The organism is Streptococcus sp. HMSC066F01 (genome assembly GCF_001837335.1).
GTDB classification, from domain to species: domain Bacteria; phylum Bacillota; class Bacilli; order Lactobacillales; family Streptococcaceae; genus Streptococcus; species Streptococcus oralis_S.
In genome coordinates this window covers 27,978-47,804 of record NZ_KV832119.1, presented here as the reverse complement: position 1 = coordinate 47,804, position 19,827 = coordinate 27,978, and the positions used below count along the sequence as shown (strand labels likewise).

The window sequence follows — 19,827 nt, the reverse complement described above, 5'->3', positions numbered from 1 at the left end:
TAAAAATCTAATCAATCCAGTAGTTTTTATCTCCTCCTGGGACTTGTTGCTCAATAGGTGGTGGAGTCATATAGTTTTCTCCAAATTCGTAGACAAGTATTTCATGGTATTTTCTCGGAACCTTGACCACAATGTCTTCATAAGGCATATCAATCAAATCATAGAGCCATTCTTTTTTTATACCATTGGGATAATAAGGGTCATAGATAGTACAAGTGAGATCTGTTGCTTGATCTACACTATACTTCAAAGCAAGGCTCTCTAATTTTTGATTCCATAGCTGTGGGGAAGTTAAGCGGAAAATAGCTGATCCCATATAACGAGGGAGGTTTTTAAGTCCACCATTCTCAGACTTGATCCCTTTAAAATTCAAAGAAGAAAGTCGAATGAAATATTTGTAGAGCTTCATTTTTTTACGGTCACTTTCCTCTGTGACGACACCATCATATGGAAAAATGTCAACGCAAGTTCCCAATACGACCGTTGGGTCTACGAGGTTAGCATCTCGACGAGTCCTTACATCATAGACTCTCATATAACTGTATGGATATCCCTTTGTTTCTCTGAATGAAATCAATTTGTAGTAGGGATGATTTTCATTTTGTAAAACCTTATACAGTTTTTCAAATTCATCACGCGCCAAGGAAATATCTGTATCATCATCCCAAGGGATAAATCCTTTATGGCGTACAGCTCCTAGTAAGGTTCCAAAATCAATAAAGTATTTGATTTGATGTTGTTCACAAAGATCATGTAGATACTTTAAAATATCCAATTCTACTTGCTTGATTTCTTCAAGAGTTAAAGTTCTTTCAGACATAGGTTCTATTCTCCTAAATTTGACTATATTTTTAAACGTTTCTTAATCCCAATCCCGTCATTTAGACCTTTTAACAATCTTCCATAATTTAAAATCATGATGAGATACTCTTTGTTCAACCGGTGGCAATTGCATATAGTCTCCGTAGTCTGAGGTCAAAATTTCATGATAGTTCTTCGGAATGGTAAATTCCTTACCTTCAAATGTTCCAGTAGTAACTTGTTCCAGCCATTCACGTCTCCACACTGGTTTGTTCATATCCTTGTAGATAAGATAATCCACTTGCTCATAATCTGAGACTTTACGGGATTTTGCAAGCTCTTCAATCTGGGCAACGTATTTGTTCGTATTGGTGAAATAGAAAATAATAACTGACACATAACGTAACAGTGAATTCAGTACACTTTTCGTATTGGTAATGCCTTTGAAGGTGTAGCAACTCAATTGACGTTTCTTTATCAGTTTCGTCATCTTGTTTTTAAATTGTACGTCATCCTCGTAGCCATCCACAGGGAAAATATCTACATAGATTCCCATATTCGAATCGATGCGAACATCTTCTTCTAGCAAGTAGGTATGGTTATCCTGCACTTTCATGAAGGGATAGACATAGTTGAGATTGTTTTTATAAGACATGACCTCGTAACGTTCATCAGGGTTAGCGATAAGGTAGTCTTGCAATTTTTCATAATCTTCTCGTAACATGCAGATATCCATGTCATCATCCCAAGGGATAAATCCTTGATGGCGAACAGCACCAATTAGACTTCCATATGCTAAGAAATACTTGACCCCAATTTTCTGACAAACTTCATGAATATACTCCATGATTCCAAGTTCCATCTCTTGAATTTCTTTAACATCTGTTACTTCTTGGTACCGAACTCCTTCATCTCGTTTGCAGACTACGAGTCCATAGCCAATCGCTAGCCAGAAGATGATATTAATAAAGTTGGTTGAATACATAATCTGACTTTCAAATAATTGACCAAACAAGATACCAAAGAAAAGAATCATGATCAATTTATCAGTATGTTTCTTGGAAACAATCAAATACGTTAAAAAGCGCTTGATGACATAAGCCAGTACAAGAAGGAAGGATACCAAACCTAGAACTCCCGAACTGACAAATATGGTCACAAAAATGTTATGGAAATTCCCACCAATAAGGGAGTTTTGAATCTCAAATTTACTGAAATATTCTGTGTAGTAATCTGGAACATTTCGTACACCATAACCAAAAATTGGTTTGGCACTTCCCATCTTGATGGCATTTTTCCAGATATAGGTTCTACCACTTGGTGTTGTTTCAATCAGATGGAGCTCACCGTTTTTCTTAGTAACAGACGAATCTGTTTCAGCATAGGATTGTCCTTTGTTTAAATCTAAGACAGTCGCAGTTTCAGATGAGATATAGATTGAAGTTACATAGCTTAATCCAATATTAGTTGCAGTAATCAGCAAACCAGCAACTATAAAAGTGAGGAATCGTTTAACGATACTTCCTCTAGTAGCAAAGAAACTATAGAGTCCAATCATGAGAAGTAAAGAAAGTAAGGCTCCTCGACTTTGCATCATAGCAAAGTAAACGAATTGAATCACATTGTTCAGTTTAAGATAAACAGAATATTTACTTCCTTTATGGATCAAATACATAGCCAAAATAATGCTAATGTATGAAAATATCGCACTAGCATTTGGATTGACAATCCCCCACAGACGGCCATTCATGACACCATAGTAATAAGATTGTTCGCCAATCTTAAATAGGATAAGGACTCTGCTTACCAATAAACCAAACGCAAAAATTGCTGAAGAAAAAGATACAATTTGAACCGTATAGGCAATCCAGTCAAATAATTTTTTAAGTTGCCCTGATTGTAACATGGTAAATAATAAAACATAAGTTACCATGAAGAGGATTTCAATCACATTTCCAATCAGATGTCCAGAGCGATTGAAAATAGCTGATAGCAGATGACTTCCAGCTAAGAGTCCAAATAAGGATAGAAATTTGCGATCTGCTGTGATTTCTTTCCACTTAAACAATAAGGTATAGCAAATATAAAGCACTACAATCGCTGACAATCCCTTGTAGAGGGGATTTGCTATCTTATAAACCAGTGAACTCATACTTAAAATCGAAATGAAAACAAATAGATACGCAATCCATAGTTTTGATTTTTCAAAGTATTCATCCATTTTTGAAAAATTCATTTTCAACTCCTTCTCATGATATTAGTTTTTTAATCCAACAATTTTCTTATATAGCCATGGAGAAATGACAAGTGAAAGGATCGCTACCTTGCGAAAAGTGGTGAAATAAGCATCTTTCCATATTTCGCGTCGATGCTGAACAATCCAAGTCCTCAGCTCGGCTTTCTCCTTTTGATACTCTTCACGTGAAGTAAAGATAATTTTATCGTAAACTGTGATGTACGACCAACATTCTCTGTTTATTAATTCGTATTTTAAATTAGGGAAGGCTTGTGAAACTTGAGCAATTATTTGCTGATAAACTTCTATTGTGTCAAATACATATCGATTAACAGATGTTGTTGCACTTCCCTCACGATGATCATAATAATAAACAGGTTTGTCAATAAAGACGCAACTACATCTTGTCTTTAGTAGCAATTCAGTTAAAAATAAGGCATCTTCAGCTAGGTGATAATTTGTATTAAACTTTTCATCCGCAAGCAGGTCTCTCTTAAACAGTTTTGCAACTGGAAAAAATGACGTTCTGGTAGTCATCAGTAGTTCCTTCATGGTTTCTTCTGTTGACCAGAGTTCTGTTTTTCCAGAATGTGAAGGTATATCAGTTACAATGCCGTTTTTGATATGGTGCAGAGGAGCAATTGCAAAGCCTACATTCACCCCTTCAACTGCACTTGCTAAAGTAGCTAGGTAATCCTGGGTAACGAAATCATCGCTATCAATAAAGGTAACCCAAGAACCCGTCGCTAGCTGAATTCCCATATTTCTAGCATTTGAAACACCAGAATTTTCGATATGATAAACCTTGATATTCTCATACTGAGATGCTAAGTGATCACAGATCTGTCCACTAGAATCAGTAGAACCATCGTTGATTAGGATTAACTCAAAATGGGCATAAGTCTGTTGAAGAATCGACTCCACACATCGCTCCAGATAGGCTTCTACATTGTAGACCGGAACGATAACGCTTATTTTTTCTCCCATCATGCTCCATATTCTCCCTTGTACTCTGTGTAGCTCTTGTCCATGTCTGCTATAATAGCATCATGATGCGGTACTTGCTTGTCTGCTGGTGGCGGTGTCATATAGTCCCCAAAAGCAGTGCTGAGATAGGCATCATAGCCGACTGGGATGGGCATCTCAGTTCCTTCAAATGGCAAGAAAAGATTGTCCTCAAAGGATGCGATTGGGTATTTGTTTCGCATGTAGCCGGGACCTGAGCATAATTCCGTAATTCCATCGCTCTCAGCCAGACCATACTTGGTCATTTCTTTTTCAGCTTTTTTCCAAATGCGATAACGTAGAGATTTTGGAGTCAGGCCGAGTAAGATGCGACTTCCCCATTTCATGACCGCACCATGCTTTTCTGGGATAGTTTGCGCACAAAAGAGTGAATAAATCAGGGCCCAACGAACCTGTTTCTTACGCTCAGCTGGATTTTTAGGATAATAATCCAATGGTAAAACGTCCAAGGCCAAACCGTGTGGCAAATCCAAATCCTTTTGATAAGGCTTGATACAAGTAGTTTCCTTGTCACGAATGGTAATAAAAAGGTTACGGTCTACAAAATCTTTGTTACTCTTTGACAAGAAATAACGCTCGTCTGCATAACGTGGCCACAGTTCTGCTAATTTTTCATAGTCCTTACGTGGCATGAAAAAGTCTAGATCATCATCCCAAGGAATGAAGCCCTTATTACGAAGGGCGCCAATGGCTCCTCCACCACAGAGATAGCACAACAAATCATGTTCTTTACAAAATGCGACGAAATATTCAGCCATTTCCAGACTACGAGCCTGAATCGCTTTCAAATCACTCATGTCTCTCCTCTTCTGTCCAATAACGAGTTATATCGTTTTATTATACCATAAAAAAGCCCTAAAAATCCATCAGATACTAAGAAAAATCAAAGCCTAAACCACTTTTTCACTTGTGATTCAAACTTTGATTTTTTTATAGTATTCTATCTCATTCCCATTTGGGCGAGTTTGGTCTGATATTTATTTTGATCAACTAGAAGTCCTTGTCCACCATAGATATCATAAGCGTCTACCCAGTCACCAAGTTCTGGGACGGTGAGTCTTTCAATGCCATTTTGAGCACCTTCTAGGACAGATAAGCCATTGGTCAACAAGAAGCTATATGGTAGATTTGTTGATGTCATGCCAAAGACTTTTCCAAGTGCCTCTGACCCCGTAAAGAGCTTGGTTGGATCTTTGATTTGCTCAAGAACAGCTGACATGACTTGTTGCTGACGTTTGGTACGGCCATAGTCTCCCTCATCATCATCACGGAAGCGAGCATAGTTCAGCAAGGTGGAGCCATTCATTTGCTGTTTTCCAACTTTGATAGTTTGAGTTGGGGACTCTGTCTCTGTTGCATGAAGGTCATCTCCGACTGTGGCTTCTGTCAGAGGTTGACCATTCAATGTTGAGAATTGAGCATCAATCGTTACTCCGTCAGGGAAGAGGGTATCAATAGCTGTTGCAAAGGCTTGGAAGTCAACTAGAGCATAGTACTTAATATCCAAATCAAAGTTGTCTTTTAGAACCTTGCGGACCATTTCAGCTCCTTTTTGCCCTTCTTGTTCCCCAAGTTCATAGGCAACATTTAGTTTGTTATCCGTCTGTTTCTGGCCATTTACAATCTTACTGTACCCGTCGATATACACTAAGTTGTCACGCATAAAGCTGACTAGTTTGATCTTCTTATCCGATCCACTGACATTCAGTACCATGATCGTGTCGGTACGAGTCTCCGCACTATTTTGACCGATACGGCCATCTGTCCCCATGACTAGGATATTCACACCATCTTTGGTATCCTGACCGTTAAAGACCTCTACTTGAGCTGCCTTGGCGTCAGCTGGCTTATTTGTTGGATTGGCTGCTGACTGGAAACCTCGAAGAAACATAAAAATCATCCCTGCAAGCACACAGGTAATCAACAGCAAGAGCCAAGTCAGTATTCGTTTGAAGCGAATTCTTCTCTTTTTCTTTTTGACTTTAGGTTGAGGAGCTACCTTTTCACGTTTCTTAGACCGGCTTCTACTGCCGTAGGTCGGAAGATCAATATCTCTACCCCAAGTTTCTTCTTTTTCTTCTTGGTAGGAAGGGTGAACTTCAGACTTGGGACCTGCCATTTTCTGTTGCAGATAATCAAACTCCCTCCGTTCACGGTCGTTGAGGTAATGAATATTTTTGAAGAGATAGTCATAACGTAACTGCTCGTGATGACTTAAAGGATTTTCTTTGCTCATTGACTCTCCTTTTCTAAATCAGTTATGGTAAAAATCGGGTAGGTCCCCAGAATCTTATGCTGGATTCCAATAGCTTCTAGTTCTTGTCTTGCAAAATGAACCAGTTCTTTGTCACTATAGTCTACATCGATAATGAAAAAGTATTCTCCCAAGGCTGTTTTAAGGGGGCGACTTTCAATCTTTGTTAAGTCAATCCCTCTCCAAGCAAAGGTCGAAAGTGCCTTGTAAAGAGCACCAGGTAGGTTGTCTGGTAAGGTCAAGGCCAAACTCATTTTTTCAGCTTGTGAGTTCAAAGGAACCTTCGGTATCTCTGCCCCTAACACCCAAAAACGTGTGAAATTGGCTTCCATTTCCTGAATATCCTCTGCAATCAATTCCAAGCCATATTCTTCAGCTGAACTTTTAGGAGCAATAGCTGCATAAGGCTGATCTGGATGTTCTGAAATAAAGCGAGCTGCATAGGCGGTACTGGCGGTTACCTCGATTTGAGCCTCTGGATAGTGTTCATCGATGAATTTTTTTCCCTGAGCCAAAGCCTGAGGATGGGAAAAAATCTTCTCAATCTTAGTATGACCAGGAACTGCCATCAACTGCTGGTGAATGGGTTGAACGATTTCTGCCACTGCTTGGATGCGAGCCTGGTGAAAAAGGTAATCCAAACTTTCATGGACACTACCTTCAATGGAGTTTTCAACTGGTACCACCGAATAGTCCACCAAGCCCTGTTCATAGGCCTTGATAACATCTGTGATATTGGCAAAGGCATGCAATTCCTCTTTGGGAAAGGCTGTCTGCACAACATGATGCGAAAAAGATCCCTTGGGACCTAGATAGGCAATTTTCATCTCAGTTCCTCTATAATTTCCTCTGGGCTTAACTTGGTCACATCTAGAATCCGACTGGCTACTTCCTCATACCAAGCTTGTCTTTCATGGAAAATAGCTGCCAGTTCTTCCTTGCTTTTGTTAAGAAAAAGTGGACGCTGATTGTCCTTATCAGCTGCGATACGTTGGTAGAGGGTTTCAAAATCTGCTTTTAGGTAGATGTTATCAGGATTGGTTTTGAGCAAGTCACGATTTCTCTGAGAAATGACAACTCCTCCGCCAGTTGACACAACTCGGTCCGTTTTTAGTAAGTCAGCTAGGACTTCTGACTCTACTTGACGAAAGGCCACTTCTCCTTTTTCAGCGAAGAAATCCGCAATGGACATGCCCAAATGTTCCTCGATTAAGGCATCCATATCGATATAGTCTGGGTCCAAGCCTCTAGCGATTGTCGACTTGCCTGCCCCCATAAATCCAAGTAATACCTTAGCCATGAGTCATGCTCTCCAAATCATCAAAGAAGCTAGGATAGCTAGTGTTGATGGCTTCAGCACGGTCAAGTTCCACTTCTCCATCCGCAACCAAGAGGGCTGCAATGGCTGTCATCATTCCAATTCGATGGTCACCAAAAGTATTGACTCTAGCACCGTGAAGGGCTGATTTCCCTTTGATAATCATTCCATCTGCTGTAGGAGTAATATCTGCTCCCATGCTATTTAAGGCATCTGCCACCACTTGAATGCGGTCGGTTTCCTTGACCTTGAGTTCCTCAGCATCCTTAATGACCGTTACACCTTGCGCTTGGGTCGCTAGAAGGGCAATAATAGGCAATTCATCAATCAAGCGGGGAATCAAGGCTCCACCAATCTCTGTTCCTTTTAAGTCAGAAGACTCGACAATTAAGGTAGCAGATTTAGCGATTGGATCAATTTCAGTTATTTCTAGTTTTCCTCCCATGGCACGAATGACATCAATAATACCAGTACGCGTCTCATTGATGCCTACATTCTGCAGCACCACACGAGAGTTTGGAACAATCAAACCTGCGACCAACCAAAAGGTTGCACTGGAAATATCTCCTGGAACAACTACCTTTTGTCCGATCAGTTTTTGTGGTCCTTGAACTGTGATTTTCTTGCCATCCACACTTAAATGGCCACCAAATTGTTGCAACATATCTTCGGTGTGGTTACGAGTACATTCTTTCTCGATAATAACGGACTCCCCCTGAGCCTGCAAGGCTGCAAATATCAAGGCAGACTTGACTTGCGCAGAGGCGATTGGCAACTCATAGTGAATCGGTTTTAAATTTTTCGTCCCTTTTAGGCGAAGAGGGGGCAGATCTCGCTCAGTTTGCCCTGAGATGCTAACGCCCATTTTTTTCAGTGGAATCGTCACGCGATCCATAGGACGTTTGGAAAGACTATCATCTCCGAACATTTCAACTTCAAAATCTGCACCAGCAAGGACACCTGAAATCAGGCGAATCGAGGTTCCAGAGTTCCCCATATCCAAGGCGTTTTGCGGCGCTTTTAAGCCATCCATTCCAACACCTTGAATGGTGATAACCCCATCTTTATCCTCAATTTCAACACCAAGATCACGAAAAACCTGCATGGTTGAAAGCACATCCTCTCCACGCAGAATATCATAAACCTTAGTCTCGCCCTCAGCCAAACTTCCAAAAATAATCGAACGATGGCTAATAGACTTGTCACCTGGAACCCGGATACTGCCATGTAAGTGGCGAATGTTTGTTTTTAGTTTCATAGTTGACCTCATACTTGCAATACTTTTTCTTATTTTATCACAAAAAAGCCAGAAATTCCTGAAATTTCTGGCTTTTATACAGATAAAATACTATTTCAATAATTCTGAAACAGGTTCAAAGACAATTTTTTCAATGTCTGAAAGGTAAATAGATAATTGTTGCTGTTTGGCAAAGAAATCTGACAAAAGAGCGTTCTCTTGGATTTGTTTGCTGAAAGACTGCATCTTTTCTTGGAAAGAGGCGTCTGGCATTTGTCCCGTTTGCGCCATGACTTGGATTTCTTGCTGGAAAGCGAGGTAGTCTGCAAAAATCTTGCTAGCTTGTTCATCGGCTTGGATGGCATCTTTTGCTGCCTTAACCGCTTTGTATTCTGGTAATTCGCGTAACCCGCGACTGAGTTCATTTGCACTATCGTAAATATTTGACATGATTTTCTCCTTATTTGATGACGACTGTGTAGTCCGTATTTTCTGTAATTAAGCGCTCAGCTCGTTCCAAATCTTGAGCATTTTTAAAGGAAATTTGTAGAATCCCGTGAACATCCTCACGGTTTTCTTCGTTGATGTGGATGTTAACCAAGGAAGTTCCACGTAGCAATTCCAAAATCCGCAAGATGACATCTTCTTCATCGGGAACGTCGACATAGAGGTCGTAAGAGCTATCCACACCACCACGCTTATGGATTTCCATAGCTTGTCGTTGCGCACGCGCTTGGTTGAAAAAGTTCCAGATTTGCTCTTCATCTCCCTTGCTGATGGCTTGTCCGACCTCATCTAGGCGCTCCTTGAAATCCTCAATCCGATCTAGAATAGTCTCACGATTGGACAAGAGAATGGAAGTCCACATACCTGGCTCGCTTTCCGCAATGCGAGTCATATCTCGAAAACCACCCGCCGCAAAGCGCCTTGCCAGCTCATGTTCTTGAGCATAAACTGCTGTCTGCTCCATGAGACTGGAAGCCAGAATATGAGGAAAATGGCTAATCTGAGAAGTCACCCGATCATGCTCCTTGGCATCAATCTCGATAAAACGAGCATGAAGGCCTGAAAACAGATCCTTCATTTCCTCAAGCGTGCCAGGACTTGTCAGACTCGAAGGTGTGAATATATAATAGGCATTTTCAAAGAGATTAACATCCGCAGAGGCAGCTCCTGTCTTGTGGCTACCAGCCATGGGATGAGCCCCGACAAAGCGGACAGGCTTGTCAGCTAAATACTGCTCAGCTGCTTCCACAATGGCTGACTTGGTTGAGCCCGCATCCGAGATAATGACGCCTTCCTTCAAGTCTAAGTTTGCCAGCTCCTTAATAAAAGCAATGGTCTGTTTGATTGGCAAGGTCAGGATGATGACGTCTGCTAGGGGAGCAAAACTGGCAAAATCATCCGTTGCACGGTCTATCATTCCTCGCTCCAAGGCAATGTCTCTCGAAGACTGACTGCGATTATAACCTAAAATTTCATAATCCGGATGATCACGCTTGATACCGAGCGCCATCGAAGCACCAATCAAACCAAGACCTGCTATATAGATGGTTTTTGCCATGAGGACTCCTTAATAGTTCTTTGTATAGTCTCGGTGCTTGGCAACTGCCTCTTTTAATTCTTCAAGATTATCTGATGAGAATTTTTCAAGGATTTCTTGTGCCAGAACCGTTGCTACAACAGCTTCCATGACTACCCCAGCTGCTGGCAGAGCGGTCGGATCACTTCTCTCCACGGTTGCCTTGTAAGGTTCGTGGGTTTCGATATCCACACTCATCAATGGTTTATAAAGAGTTGGAATGGGTTTCATAACGCCACGAACAACGATTGGTTGTCCATTGGTCATTCCACCTTCGAAACCACCTAGATTATTGGTACGGCGAGTATAGCCGTCTTCTTTAGACCAGAGAATTTCATCCATGACCTGACTGCCTTTGCGATAACCAGCTTCAAAGCCAAGACCAAATTCCACTCCTTTAAAGGCATTGATAGAAACAACTGCTTGTGCCAATCGCGCATCTAATTTTCTGTCCCATTGGACATAGGAACCAAGACCAACTGGAACACCTCCGACAACTGTCTCCACAACTCCACCGATGGTATCACCGTCACGCTTAATTTGGTCAATATAGTCCTTGATTTCCTGTTCCCGCTCTTGGTTGACAATAGAAACTTCAGACTGGGCAGCTCGTTCCTTAATCTCAGCGACTGTTAGATTTTCAGGTACATCGATTTCCTTACCACCAAAGACCACGACATGGTTAGCAATCTCCATATCTAGCTCAGCTAAGAGACGTTTAGCTACTGCCCCAACTGCAACTCGCATGGTGGTTTCACGGGCAGATGATCGCTCCAAGGAATTTCGCAAGTCATCAAAACGGTACTTGATGCCCCCAACCAAATCGGCATGTCCTGGGCGAGGATGAGTGATTTTCCGCTTGCTTTTCAGGCGGTCTTCAATGTCCTCCGCAGACATGATATCCAGCCATTTCTGGTGGTCCTTATTGATAACATCCATGGTAATCGGAGCCCCTGTCGTTTTCCCGTGGCGAACGCCCGATGTAAAAACAACCTGGTCACTCTCAATTTTCATACGGCCACCACGACCGTAGCCACCCTGACGGCGTTTCAGATCCTCATTGATATCCTCAGCTGTCAAAGGAAGTCCAGCTGGAATTCCCTCAATGATAGCCGTCAATCGAGGACCGTGTGATTCTCCTGCAGTTAAATATCTCATACGTTCTCCTTATTTTACCAAGTAATCTTTCATCTCTTCCAGAGAAACTGGCTGAATGGTCGCTGAACCAAGCTCTGGTACCAAGACCAATTTCAAGGTGTTGCCACGTGCTTTCTTGTCATGAGTCAAAGTCTGATAAAGCTTGTCAACATCCCAGTTCTCATAGTCAACAGGCAAACCAAATTTCTGGCACATCTCTGTGATAGATTGGGTAATACCAGCTGGCATGAGGCCTTTTCCCTCAGCAACCTTGGAAATCTGAACCATGCCCATAGCCACAGCCTCACCATGCATGACCTTGCCATAACCGACCGTTGCTTCAATGGCATGACCAATAGTGTGCCCAAAATTGAGGTAAAGGCGAACACCATTATCCAACTCATCCTCAACCACTATTTTGCGCTTCACCTGACAAGAATGTTCAATCAAAATCTCTGCATGCTCCAGAATGCTCTCTACAGAACCATCCAGCTCCGTCAAGAGAGCCCACAGTTCTGGATCCTCAATCAAGCCATACTTGATAACCTCACCCATCCCTTCAATCAACTCTCTTTTCCCGAGTGTTTCAAGGACAAGCGGGTCAATCAGAACCCCATCTGGTTGGGCAAAAGTTCCCACCATATTTTTAGCAAAAAGAGTATTGACACCCGTCTTTCCACCGATAGAAGAATCAACCTGGGCTGTCAAACTAGTCGGAATCTGAACAAAGTGAATGCCCCGCATATAGGTAGAGGCTACGAAACCAGCTAGGTCCCCAACGACACCACCACCAAGAGCCACGATCCCATCGCTACGAGTTAACCCTTGCTTGACTAGAAATTCATAGACCTTCTGAACAGTTGTTAAATTCTTTCTTTCTTCGCCTTCTAAAAAGTCAAAAACAGCTACCTGAAAACCAGCATCTTCTAGGCTGAGTTTAACCTTCTCTGCATAGAGAGAAGCTACATGGTTGTCGGTTACGATAACCACTTTTTGAGGTTGCCAGAGTTCTCGCAACCATTGACCAGCCTGAGCCAGACAACCTTTTTCAATCTGAATATCATAAGGATGATGCGGAATATCGATTCTGATTTTCATAGTAGGGTCTCCTTTTCACTATTTATATTTTTCTATTAAGGACTGCCAAATCTCTTCTGTCGGCATTTCTTTACCTGTCCACAGTTGAAAAGCTTCAGCAGCTTGATAGAGCAACATCCCCAGGCCATTGACGGCTGGATTGTCCTGACTTCTAGCCCATTTCAAAAATGGCGTCTCAAAGGGTTGGTAAATAATATCTGCCACCAAGAGAGTTTCTGGTAAGACTATGCTTTCAGGAACTGGGGATGATTTGCCATCCATCCCTACACTGGTCGCATTGACGAGCAGGTCCGACTCGGCAATCCTTGATTGCAGGTCAGAAAGATCTTCTAAAGCATACAAGTCCACTTTAAATCCTGTCTGCACCTGCAACTTGTCTAGATAAGGTCTTGTTTTTTCCATGGAAACTGAACGCACAAAGACTGAAATTTGACTGGCGCCATCCAAAATGGCTTGTGCCAATATTGATTTGGCCGCACCACCTGCTCCCAGAATAGTCATTTTCTTATCTGAGATTGTAAAAGAAGGCAAGCTCTTAAAAAATCCCTTGCCATCTGTATTATATCCAATTAAAGTGCCATTATGATTGACAACAGTATTGACCGCCCCAATCAAACGAGCTTCATCACTCAACTCATCCAGATAAGGAATCACTTGCTCCTTGTACGGCATAGACAGGTTAATCCCAAACATCTGGTAACGGCGAATATTAGCGGCTGTTTCTGCCAAATCACCCGCTTCAATCTCCCAAGCTACATAGACACCATTGGTAGCTGTCGCCTCAAAGGCCCTATTGTGGATGAAGGGTGAAATAGAGTGTTTGATGGGATTGGCAACAACTGCAGCTAAACGTGTATAGCCATCAAGCTTCATCCAAAATCTCCCTAATTTTCTTCATGTTTGATAGCGAAATCTGACCTGGGGCACTCGCTTCATCCAGACTAGCAAATGACCAACTTGAACCCGTCACATCTGAAGTGATACGGGATACCTTGCCCATTTTCCCCATGGAAATGGTCACGTACTCTTGCTCAGGATTGAGTGTTTTAAATCCTCGAGTGTAGTTCATCAGGTCTAAAACATCCTGCTCCGTATGGGCCATAACTGATACCTTGACCACTTTCGGAGAGAGACTGGTCAACTCAGACAAAATTTCCATCATGTTTTCAGGTGTCTCCTGGAAATTATGGTAACTCAAAACAAGATTTGGAAAATCCAACATTTCCTCAAAAACATCCTTGTAGCTGAAATACTCAAAATCTACATAATCCGGTTGATAGAGTTGAGTAACTTCCTTGATGATTTGAACATACTCTTCTGAGGAAAGTTCGATTTCTCCTCCCTCAGCGCGAGTCCGAAGGGTAAAGACCAGTTCGCGTCCTGCAAATTTTTCAAAGATAGCAGGTGCTACCTGTAAAATAGCGTCCTTTGCAAGAAAGTCCGCACGCCACTCAATGATATCGGCATCTTCATACCTAGTTGCATCCAGTTCTTGCGCTTCTTCTATACTTCTTGGCATCACTGAAACGATCAATTTCATCTACTAACCTTCATACTAATCACCTTGAGGTAATTACTGCTTTCATCTTTTTTATTATAGGCAAAGTCTGCTGGAAGACCATATTGGTTCAAGATCTGATACCTTCTTCCTGCAAAACCTTTATCAATTTGTTCTGTAAATTTCTGGCGGGAAACATTGGCAGCATTGGTACTGGCAATGATAATGCCTCCCGGATTTAAAATCTCTAGACTCTGGGAAATCAACTTGTGATAGTCCTTAGCTACAGAGAATGTTTGTTTTTTATTGCGGGCAAAGCTCGGCGGATCAAGAACAATCACATCATAAGTCAAACTTTTTCGCTTAGCATACTTGAAGTACTCAAAGACATCCATGACGATAAAACGATGATTGTCCGTGCTGAGTCCATTTGCCTGAAAATGAGCTTCTGACAGCTCTCTAGACCGTTTGGCCAAGTCGATAGAAGTCGTCTCACCCGCGCCTCCCATAGCTGCAGCAACAGAAAAGGCAGCCGTATAGGAAAACATATTGAGCAAGGATTTGCCCATGGCTAGACCGTCAACCAGACTCCCACGAACCTCATGCTGGTCTAGGAAAATCCCTGTCATCAAGCCATCATTCATAAAGACTTGATAGAGCACGCCATTCTCAAGAACAGTAAAGTAATCTGGCGCTTCCTCACCATAAACAGAGGCAGACTCGTAGTCTAGACCTTTAAAACGAATCTTTTCATAAGCCCCCAAAACCTCAGGGAAAACTTCCTTAAAAGCATTTATGATCAGCTCACGAATCTGGTAAACAAAGGAGTTGTACCAAGAAAAAACAGCATAATCTCCATAGAGATCAACAGTCAGACCACCAAAACCATCCCCCTCTTGGTTAAAAAGGCGAAAGGCAGTAGTCAAGTCATCTTGATAATAAGGCTTTCTAGCTTCCTTAGCCTTACGAAACAGGATTTCAAAAAAGGCTTGATGGAAACGAACCTTTTCCTTGCTGACCAACCAACCGATTCCCTTATTCTGTTGAGAAAGATAGGCGCTCCCTAAAAATTTCCCGTCTTGACTAAGAACTTCTACTGCCTGATCCGTCAGTTCAATATCTGTTAAATCACTTGCTTCCAAAAGAACTAGACCCTTAGCTAGCTTTTTTTCAACGCGTCTGCTGACCCTAATTCTATTCATAGCTACTATTATAGCAAATTTTGTGACAATTCTCAAAAAAGAAACCGTTTAACCAGTTGTACTTTAGTTTACTGAGTGTCATTTTTGTTAAAATAAGTATATGCCATTTACTTTTCCACCAAAACATCCTTTCCCTTATAATGGAAAGAGAGATTCTATTCGCTAAAAATAGACAATTTCAGAAATGAGTATAGAATCTTGCGCAAACGTTTGCCTAGTTCTAAACTTTATGGTAAAATAAAACACAACATTGATAAGCAAGAGGAAAAACAATGCAAAATCAGACACTTATGCAATACTTTGAATGGTATTTGCCTCACGACGGCCAACACTGGACGCGACTGACAAATGACGCAGAGCACCTAGCAAACCTTGGCATCAGCCATGTCTGGATGCCACCTGCCTTCAAGGCAACCAACGAAAAAGATGTCGGCTATGGTGTTTACGATCTTTTTGACCTAGGTGAATTTCACCAAAAAGGGACTGTCCGTACCAAGTATGGGTTTAAAGAAGATTATCTTCAAGCCATTCAAGCCCTAAAGGCGCAGGGAATTCAACCTATGGCCGATGTGGTGCTCAATCACAAGGCTGCTGCCGATCATATGGAAGCCTTTCAGGTTATTGAAGTGGACCCTGAGGACCGTACCGTTCAATTAAGCGAGCCCTTTACTATCAATGGCTGGACTCACTTTACTTTCGATGGTCGCCAAGATACCTACAATGACTTCCACTGGCACTGGTACCACTTTACAGGTACAGACTACGATGCCAAACGCCGTAAGTCTGGTATTTACCTGATCCAGGGGGACAATAAAGGTTGGGCCAACGAGGAATTGGTCGATAACGAAAACGGTAACTACGACTACCTCATGTATGCCGACCTAGACTTTAAGCACCCTGAAGTCATCCAAAACATCTATGACTGGGCTGACTGGTTCATGGAAACGACTGGTGTAGCTGGTTTCCGTTTGGATGCCGTTAAGCACATCGACTCCTTCTTTATGGGCAATTTCATTCGTGATATGAAGGAAAAATACGGTCAAGATTTCTATGTTTTTGGGGAATTTTGGAACCCAGACAAGGAAGACAATCTAGACTATCTCGAGAAAATAGAAGAACGTTTTGACCTTGTCGATGTTCGCCTCCACCAGAACCTCTTTGAAGCTAGCCATGCTGGAGCAAGTTACGACCTTCGTAACATTTTCACAGATAGCTTGGTTGAACTAAAACCCGATAAGGCTGTGACCTTTGTAGACAACCACGATACCCAACGAGGACAGGCCCTCGAATCGACTGTTGAAGAATGGTTTAAACCAGCAGCCTATGCCCTTATTCTATTACGTCAAGATGGGCTTCCATGTATCTTTTACGGAGATTATTATGGCATTTCAGGGCAATTTGCTCAACAAGATTTCAGAGAAGTTCTTGACCGTCTCCTAGCCATCCGAAAAGACTTGGCTTATGGAGAGCAAACAGACTACTTTGACGATGCCAACTGTATCGGTTGGGTTCGTTCAGGCGCTGAAAACCAATCCCCGATCGCTGTCCTTATCTCAAATGACCAAGAAAACAGCAAATCCATGTTTGTCGGTCAAGAATGGGCTGAGCAGACTTTTGTTGATCTCCTTGAAAATCATCCAGCACAAGTTACAATCAATGCTGAAGGGTATGGAGAATTTCCAGTAGCAGCGGGTTCAGTCAGTGTCTGGGCAACAAAATAAACCTATCAGTTACAAGTCAAATCCAAGCGGATTTGGCTTTTTAAGTAGGCAAAAAGACCTACCCAAATGGATAGATCTTTATTGTCTTACAATTTACCTGCTACTGCATCCAAGAGTTCTTGAATTTTCGCTTGGTTGCTTCCTCCTGCCATGGCCATGTCTGGTTTACCACCACCACGTCCATCAACGATTGGAGCCAATTCTTTTACCAAATTACCTGCGTGGATGTCTTTGCTCTTGCTAGCTACAAGAACGTTGACTTTGTCACCGATGGCTGCAACTAGGACAAGCACATCAGAGTAGTCTTTTTGTTTCCAGTTATCCGCAAAGGTACGAAGGGCGCCTGCATCTGATACAGAAACTTGGCTTGCAATGTAACGGTGACCGTTGACTTCCATCACATCCTTGAAGACATCGCCTGCGGCTGCGGCTGCGGCTTTTTCTTTCAATTCTGCATTTTCTTTTTGAAGCTGACGGAGTTGTTCTTGAAGCCCTTCAACCTTATGAGGAACTTCCTTGAGTTGAGGGGCTTTCAAGGTTGATGCGACGGCTTTCAAAGCGTCTTCTTGTTCGCGATAAGCTTCAAAGGCTTCCTTACCAGTTACTGCCAAGATACGGCGAGTTCCTGATCCGATTCCTTCTTCTTTGACAATCTTGAAGAGACCAATCTCAGAAGTGTTGCCAACGTGGGTACCACCACAAAGTTCCACTGAGTAGTCACCAATCGTAACAACACGAACTTCCTTACCGTATTTCTCACCAAAGAGGGCCATAGCTCCCATTTCTTTAGCAGTGTCAATATCTGTCTCAACAGTTTCTACAGCAATTGCTTCCCAGATTTTCTCATTGACTTGCTGTTCAATGGCGCGCAACTCTTCAGGAGTTACAGCTTGGAAGTGAGTGAAGTCAAAGCGAAGGAATTCTACTTCGTTCAGAGATCCTGCTTGTGTCGCATGGTGTCCAAGGATATTGTGAAGGGCCGCATGGAGCAAGTGAGTCGCAGTGTGGTTTTTCATGACACGGTGACGACGATTGCTGTCAATAGCCAAGGTGTATTCTTGGTTCAAAGCAAGAGGAGCAAGAACTTCAACAGTATGAAGAGCTTGGCCATTTGGTGCTTTTTGAACATCTATCACAGTAGCCACGACATTTCCAGCAGCGTCCAAGATTTGACCGTGGTCAGCTACTTGTCCACCCATTTCAGCATAGAATGGAGTTTCCGCAAAGATAAGAGAGGCAGTTCCTTCAGAAACAGCTTCTACTTCTGCATTGTCAGCCACGATAGCCACCAACTTAGAAGGCAATTGGCTGGCATTATAGTTGAAGACACTTTCCACTGTAATGTTTTGGAGGGTTTCATTTTGCATTCCCATTGAGCCACCCTTAACAGCAGACGCACGCGCACGTTCTTGCTGTTCTTTCATGGCTGCTTCAAAACCTTCACGATCGACAGTCATCCCAGCTTCTTCAGCGATTTCTTCAGTCAACTCAACTGGAAATCCATATGTATCGTAGAGTTTGAAGACATCTTGCCCCGCGATAACGTTTTGACCTTTGGCTTTCAAGTCAGCTACGATGGTTTCTGCAAAGTGTTGACCTGAGTGAAGAGTACGGGCAAATGACTCTTCCTCGCTCTTGACAATTTTCTCGATAAAGTCACGTTTTTCAAGCACTTCTGGGTAGTAGCTTTCCATGATTTTTCCAACAGTTGGAACGAGTTTGTAAAGGAAAGGCTCGTTGATACCCAATTTTTGACCGTGCATAGACGCGCGACGGAGGAGACGGCGAAGGACATAACCACGACCTTCATTTCCAGGAAGGGCACCATCACCGATGGCAAATGAAAGAGAACGGATATGGTCAGCAATGACCTTGAAGCTCATGTTGTCGCCATCTTGGTCATAAACCTTACCAGACAATTTCTCAACTTCACGGATGATTGGCATGAAGAGGTCTGTTTCAAAGTTTGTCTTAGCCCCTTGAATAACGGCCACCAAACGCTCCAAACCAGCGCCCGTATCAATGTTCTTGTGTGGCAATTCCTTGTACTCACTACGAGGTACGGCTGGGTCAGCGTTAAATTGTGACAAAACGATGTTCCAGATTTCGATGTAACGGTCGTTTTCGATATCTTCTGCAAGCAGGCGAATACCGATGTTTTCTGGGTCAAAGGCTTCTCCACGGTCAAAGAAGATTTCTGTATCAGGTCCAGAGGGTCCAGCACCGATTTCCCAGAAGTTATCTTCGATTGGAATCAAGTGGCTTGGATCCACTCCTACTTCAATCCAGCGGTTGTAAGAATCTTTATCGTCTGGATAGTAGGTCATGTACAGTTTATCAGCTGGAAAATCAAACCATTCAGGACTTGTCAAAAGCTCATAAGCCCAAGTGATGGCTTCATCGCGGAAGTAATCTCCGATTGAGAAGTTCCCCAACATTTCAAACATGGTATGGTGACGCGCAGTTTTCCCTACATTTTCAATATCGTTAGTACGGATAGCTTTTTGCGCATTGGTAATACGTGGATTTTCAGGGATAATGGTTCCGTCAAAGTATTTCTTAAGGGTTGCTACCCCAGAGTTAATCCACAAAAGAGTTGGGTCGTTTACTGGAACCAAGCTCACTGATGGTTCTACAGAGTGACCTTTGCTTGCCCAGAAATCTAGCCACATTTGGCGAACTTGAGCACTAGATAGTTGTTTCATAATATCTCCTTA

The 19,827-nt window shown here is 42.4% G+C and carries 17 protein-coding genes; 1 reads left to right on the top strand and 16 read right to left on the bottom strand.

Annotated features, from left to right (window positions below; all coding sequences use genetic code 11):
- Positions 1 to 7: 7 nt before the first annotated feature.
- The 15 genes from HMPREF2655_RS07435 to HMPREF2655_RS07365 all read right to left on the bottom strand — a co-directional run bounded on the left by HMPREF2655_RS07435 (position 8) and on the right by HMPREF2655_RS07365 (position 15,389).
- Positions 8 to 820 (bottom strand): LicD family protein, encoded by an 813-nt coding sequence (locus tag HMPREF2655_RS07435; RefSeq protein ID WP_002881745.1) that lies wholly within the window; start codon positions 818 to 820, stop codon positions 8 to 10.
- 57 nt (positions 821 to 877) lie between these two features.
- Positions 878 to 3,037: a LicD family protein gene (locus tag HMPREF2655_RS07430; RefSeq protein WP_070838390.1), complete on the bottom strand. Its 2,160-nt coding sequence runs from the start codon at positions 3,035 to 3,037 to the stop codon at positions 878 to 880.
- Between the two features lie 21 nt (positions 3,038 to 3,058).
- Positions 3,059 to 4,027, bottom strand: coding sequence for a glycosyltransferase family 2 protein (locus tag HMPREF2655_RS07425; RefSeq protein ID WP_049520682.1), 969 nt, complete (start codon positions 4,025 to 4,027; stop codon positions 3,059 to 3,061).
- Positions 4,024 to 4,860 (bottom strand): LicD family protein, encoded by an 837-nt coding sequence (locus HMPREF2655_RS07420; protein ID WP_001281444.1) that lies wholly within the window; start codon positions 4,858 to 4,860, stop codon positions 4,024 to 4,026. The genes HMPREF2655_RS07425 and HMPREF2655_RS07420 overlap by 4 nt, the downstream gene beginning before the upstream one ends.
- Positions 4,861 to 5,003: 143 nt before the next feature.
- A complete protein-coding gene (locus tag HMPREF2655_RS07415) occupies positions 5,004 to 6,299 on the bottom strand; it encodes an LCP family protein (RefSeq protein ID WP_000032326.1) in 1,296 nt (431 codons plus the stop codon).
- Positions 6,296 to 7,144, bottom strand: a complete 849-nt coding sequence (pheA, locus tag HMPREF2655_RS07410; RefSeq protein WP_070838388.1) for a prephenate dehydratase — start codon at positions 7,142 to 7,144, stop codon at positions 6,296 to 6,298. The genes HMPREF2655_RS07415 and pheA overlap by 4 nt, the downstream gene beginning before the upstream one ends.
- A complete protein-coding gene (locus HMPREF2655_RS07405) occupies positions 7,141 to 7,617 on the bottom strand; it encodes a shikimate kinase (RefSeq protein WP_001151352.1) in 477 nt (158 codons plus the stop codon). Before HMPREF2655_RS07405 ends, pheA begins: the two co-directional genes overlap by 4 nt.
- Positions 7,610 to 8,893 (bottom strand): 3-phosphoshikimate 1-carboxyvinyltransferase, encoded by a 1,284-nt coding sequence (aroA, locus tag HMPREF2655_RS07400; RefSeq protein ID WP_002881763.1) that lies wholly within the window; start codon positions 8,891 to 8,893, stop codon positions 7,610 to 7,612. The genes HMPREF2655_RS07405 and aroA overlap by 8 nt, the downstream gene beginning before the upstream one ends.
- Positions 8,894 to 8,983: 90 nt before the next feature.
- Positions 8,984 to 9,322 (bottom strand): YlbF/YmcA family competence regulator, encoded by a 339-nt coding sequence (locus HMPREF2655_RS07395; RefSeq protein ID WP_000065973.1) that lies wholly within the window; start codon positions 9,320 to 9,322, stop codon positions 8,984 to 8,986.
- Between the two features lie 10 nt (positions 9,323 to 9,332).
- Entirely contained in the window at positions 9,333 to 10,436 is a 1,104-nt protein-coding gene (locus tag HMPREF2655_RS07390; protein WP_070838386.1) for a prephenate dehydrogenase, read from the bottom strand.
- Positions 10,437 to 10,445: 9 nt separating this feature from the next.
- On the bottom strand, positions 10,446 to 11,612 hold the full coding sequence (gene aroC / locus HMPREF2655_RS07385) for a chorismate synthase (RefSeq protein WP_070838384.1): 1,167 nt from the start codon (positions 11,610 to 11,612) through the stop codon (positions 10,446 to 10,448).
- Positions 11,613 to 11,621: 9 nt separating this feature from the next.
- On the bottom strand, positions 11,622 to 12,689 hold the full coding sequence (gene aroB, locus HMPREF2655_RS07380) for a 3-dehydroquinate synthase (RefSeq protein WP_070838383.1): 1,068 nt from the start codon (positions 12,687 to 12,689) through the stop codon (positions 11,622 to 11,624).
- Between the two features lie 18 nt (positions 12,690 to 12,707).
- Positions 12,708 to 13,562 (bottom strand): shikimate dehydrogenase, encoded by an 855-nt coding sequence (locus HMPREF2655_RS07375; protein ID WP_070838381.1) that lies wholly within the window; start codon positions 13,560 to 13,562, stop codon positions 12,708 to 12,710.
- On the bottom strand, positions 13,552 to 14,229 hold the full coding sequence (gene aroD, locus HMPREF2655_RS07370; protein WP_000767747.1) for a type I 3-dehydroquinate dehydratase: 678 nt from the start codon (positions 14,227 to 14,229) through the stop codon (positions 13,552 to 13,554). Before aroD ends, HMPREF2655_RS07375 begins: the two co-directional genes overlap by 11 nt.
- Entirely contained in the window at positions 14,226 to 15,389 is a 1,164-nt protein-coding gene (locus HMPREF2655_RS07365; protein ID WP_070838379.1) for a class I SAM-dependent rRNA methyltransferase, read from the bottom strand. Before HMPREF2655_RS07365 ends, aroD begins: the two co-directional genes overlap by 4 nt.
- Before the next feature lie 272 nt (positions 15,390 to 15,661).
- Here HMPREF2655_RS07365 and HMPREF2655_RS07360 point away from each other — a divergent pair, with 272 nt between their 5' ends.
- Complete coding sequence (locus tag HMPREF2655_RS07360) at positions 15,662 to 17,110, top strand: alpha-amylase (RefSeq protein ID WP_001181085.1); 1,449 nt, start codon at positions 15,662 to 15,664, stop codon at positions 17,108 to 17,110.
- Positions 17,111 to 17,196: 86 nt separating this feature from the next.
- Here the strand turns inward: HMPREF2655_RS07360 and alaS are convergent, their stop codons facing one another.
- On the bottom strand, positions 17,197 to 19,815 hold the full coding sequence (gene alaS, locus HMPREF2655_RS07355) for an alanine--tRNA ligase (RefSeq protein ID WP_000811704.1): 2,619 nt from the start codon (positions 19,813 to 19,815) through the stop codon (positions 17,197 to 17,199).
- Positions 19,816 to 19,827: the final 12 nt, after the last annotated feature.

What these genes read in the sequence shown, in the direction of transcription:
- HMPREF2655_RS07435 (WP_002881745.1), bottom strand. Translation starts at nt 820, where the DNA reads ATGTCTGAAAGAACTTTAACTCTTGAAGAAATCAAGCAAGTAGAATTG.
- HMPREF2655_RS07430 (WP_070838390.1), bottom strand. Translation starts at nt 3,037, where the DNA reads ATGAATTTTTCAAAAATGGATGAATACTTTGAAAAATCAAAACTATGG.
- HMPREF2655_RS07425 (WP_049520682.1), bottom strand. Translation starts at nt 4,027, where the DNA reads ATGATGGGAGAAAAAATAAGCGTTATCGTTCCGGTCTACAATGTAGAA.
- HMPREF2655_RS07420 (WP_001281444.1), bottom strand. Translation starts at nt 4,860, where the DNA reads ATGAGTGATTTGAAAGCGATTCAGGCTCGTAGTCTGGAAATGGCTGAA.
- HMPREF2655_RS07415 (WP_000032326.1), bottom strand. Translation starts at nt 6,299, where the DNA reads ATGAGCAAAGAAAATCCTTTAAGTCATCACGAGCAGTTACGTTATGAC.
- pheA (WP_070838388.1), bottom strand. Translation starts at nt 7,144, where the DNA reads ATGAAAATTGCCTATCTAGGTCCCAAGGGATCTTTTTCGCATCATGTT.
- HMPREF2655_RS07405 (WP_001151352.1), bottom strand. Translation starts at nt 7,617, where the DNA reads ATGGCTAAGGTATTACTTGGATTTATGGGGGCAGGCAAGTCGACAATC.
- aroA (WP_002881763.1), bottom strand. Translation starts at nt 8,893, where the DNA reads ATGAAACTAAAAACAAACATTCGCCACTTACATGGCAGTATCCGGGTT.
- HMPREF2655_RS07395 (WP_000065973.1), bottom strand. Translation starts at nt 9,322, where the DNA reads ATGTCAAATATTTACGATAGTGCAAATGAACTCAGTCGCGGGTTACGC.
- HMPREF2655_RS07390 (WP_070838386.1), bottom strand. Translation starts at nt 10,436, where the DNA reads ATGGCAAAAACCATCTATATAGCAGGTCTTGGTTTGATTGGTGCTTCG.
- aroC (WP_070838384.1), bottom strand. Translation starts at nt 11,612, where the DNA reads ATGAGATATTTAACTGCAGGAGAATCACACGGTCCTCGATTGACGGCT.
- aroB (WP_070838383.1), bottom strand. Translation starts at nt 12,689, where the DNA reads ATGAAAATCAGAATCGATATTCCGCATCATCCTTATGATATTCAGATT.
- HMPREF2655_RS07375 (WP_070838381.1), bottom strand. Translation starts at nt 13,562, where the DNA reads ATGAAGCTTGATGGCTATACACGTTTAGCTGCAGTTGTTGCCAATCCC.
- aroD (WP_000767747.1), bottom strand. Translation starts at nt 14,229, where the DNA reads ATGAAATTGATCGTTTCAGTGATGCCAAGAAGTATAGAAGAAGCGCAA.
- HMPREF2655_RS07365 (WP_070838379.1), bottom strand. Translation starts at nt 15,389, where the DNA reads ATGAATAGAATTAGGGTCAGCAGACGCGTTGAAAAAAAGCTAGCTAAG.
- HMPREF2655_RS07360 (WP_001181085.1), top strand. Translation starts at nt 15,662, where the DNA reads ATGCAAAATCAGACACTTATGCAATACTTTGAATGGTATTTGCCTCAC.
- alaS (WP_000811704.1), bottom strand. Translation starts at nt 19,815, where the DNA reads ATGAAACAACTATCTAGTGCTCAAGTTCGCCAAATGTGGCTAGATTTC.